Origin of the sequence: Kaistella sp., assembly GCF_032060305.1 — a bacterium.
Lineage (GTDB): Bacteria > Bacteroidota > Bacteroidia > Flavobacteriales > Weeksellaceae > Kaistella > Kaistella yananensis.
In genome coordinates, this window is sequence record NZ_DAMBHK010000040.1 from 16,763 (window position 1) to 18,567 (window position 1,805).

General features: G+C 38.8%; 3 protein-coding genes. 1 reads left to right on the forward strand and 2 read right to left on the reverse strand.

The window, feature by feature from the left end:
- A partial coding sequence (locus V5N63_RS07210; RefSeq protein WP_332033409.1) for an enoyl-ACP reductase FabI occupies nucleotides 1–716 on the reverse strand: 716 nt, incomplete at its 3' end.
- Nucleotides 717–818: 102 nt separating this feature from the next.
- The gene (locus V5N63_RS07215) at nucleotides 819–1,118 is read right to left on the reverse strand and encodes a hypothetical protein (RefSeq protein ID WP_332033410.1); all 300 of its coding nucleotides are present in this window, start codon (nucleotides 1,116–1,118) and stop codon (nucleotides 819–821) included.
- A 153-nt stretch (nucleotides 1,119–1,271) separates the two neighbouring features.
- Here V5N63_RS07215 and V5N63_RS07220 point away from each other — a divergent pair.
- Nucleotides 1,272–1,805: DNA-3-methyladenine glycosylase I (locus tag V5N63_RS07220; RefSeq protein WP_332033411.1), on the forward strand; the 534-nt coding region annotated here is incomplete at its 3' end.

Below are 1,805 nucleotides of genomic sequence, written 5' to 3' on the forward strand. Positions count from 1 at the left end.
GTAAGGTCTGAGAAAAGACTTACGCAGTAATTCGCACAATCCATTGCATCTGCATTCCCCAGCGGAGACATGCTGTCGGCAAAGTTGAAGAATCCGCTGATTCCCTTCACACCGGCACCAGCTTTGGTCATCACAGGAGATTGCGAAATGGTATTTACACGAACTTTTCTTTCGCCCCAATAGTAACCGAAACTTCTTGCAATACTTTCAAGATAAGATTTGTTATCGGCCATATCGCCATAATTCGGGAAGGTTCTTTGCGCAGCGATGTAAGTTAATGCCAGGATAGATCCCCATTCATTCATAATATCTTTGTCCCAGGCTGCTTTCATCACTTTGTGGAAGGAAACAGATGATACATCCCAGCCTTTTTCAAGGAAATCATAATTAAGGTCGGTATATGCTTTTCCTTTTCTAATATTCACCGACATGCCGATTGAGTGGAGGATAAAATCGATTTTACCAAATTTTTCCTGTGCATGGGCAAAAAGTTTTTCCAGGTCTTCTACAGAAGTGGCATCTGCCGGAATGACATCGGAACCTGTTTTTGCAGCAAGTTCATCAATCTCACCCATTCTCATTGCAATTGGTGCATTCGAAAGAATAAATTCTGCGCCTTCTTCATGGCATCTTTCTGCAACCTTCCAGGCGATCGACTGGTCATTCAGCGCTCCGAAAATAATTCCTTTTTTACCTTTAAGTAATCCGTATGACATAATAGTTCTATTTAATTGCAACAAATTTAGAATATTTATTGTTTAAAGCATAAAAAAAGAGAACCATTTTCACGGTTCTCCTTCCTAACTATATGAAATTGCTTAATTGGTGCTCTTGTTCCATTCTGCCTTCACATCTTCGCCTGCGTCTTTTGCATTATCCCAGGCGTCATCTGTCCAGTCTTTGGTTTTTTCCCACGCGTCAGAAACAGCATCTTTGGTATCTTCCCATGCATCAGAGATATTATCTTTTGCACGCTCCATCCATCCTTCAGCGGTTGGGGTTTCATTTCTGTCGCGCTGTTCGCGGATATAATCCTTAGCTCTGTCTGCATAATCGTTTACGGTCCACTTTGCTTTGTTAACAGCGTTTTCTGCATTGTTATAATCTTGTCTGTCCATAATAATAATTTTAAATTAATGATTTGGTGAATAATTTAATTTGATATTATGTTAAGTACCAACAATTATTCCGCTTTAGATTAATTGATGTTAAAAGTTTTATAAAGTTTTATTAAATATTTCCTTTAATTTTATCCGAATATTGAGAATACGATGGAAAAAATCCGCTGCAATTGGTGCGAAAAAGACGATTTGTACAGAGCTTATCATGATAATGAATGGGGAAAACCCGTCTATAATGATGAGACCATTTTCGAATTTCTCGTGCTTGAAAGCTTTCAGGCCGGACTTTCATGGTACACGATTCTGAAAAAGCGTGAAAATTTTAAACTTACTTTTGATGATTTTAATTATCGCAAAATTGCAGAATATACCGATGAAAAGGCAGAAGAACTGATGCAGAACCCCGGAATCATCCGTAACCGCCTGAAAATTTTGGCAACGGTGAATAACGCGAAAAGATTTTTGGAAGTTCAGAAAGAGTTCGGGACTTTCTCAGAATATATCTGGAGTTTTGTAAACGGAAAACCAATCATTAACCATCCGAAAACATTAAAAGACGTACCGGCGACAAACGAAATTTCCGATGCTTTGGCAAAAGATTTAAAGAAACGTGGTTTCAAATTTCTTGGCTCCACCGTTGTTTACGCGCACATGCAGGCAACGGGAATGGTGAATGATCATTTG

Coding starts and splice junctions, on each gene's coding strand:
- V5N63_RS07215 (WP_332033410.1), bottom strand. CDS start 1,118: ATGGACAGACAAGATTATAACAATGCAGAAAACGCTGTTAACAAAGCA.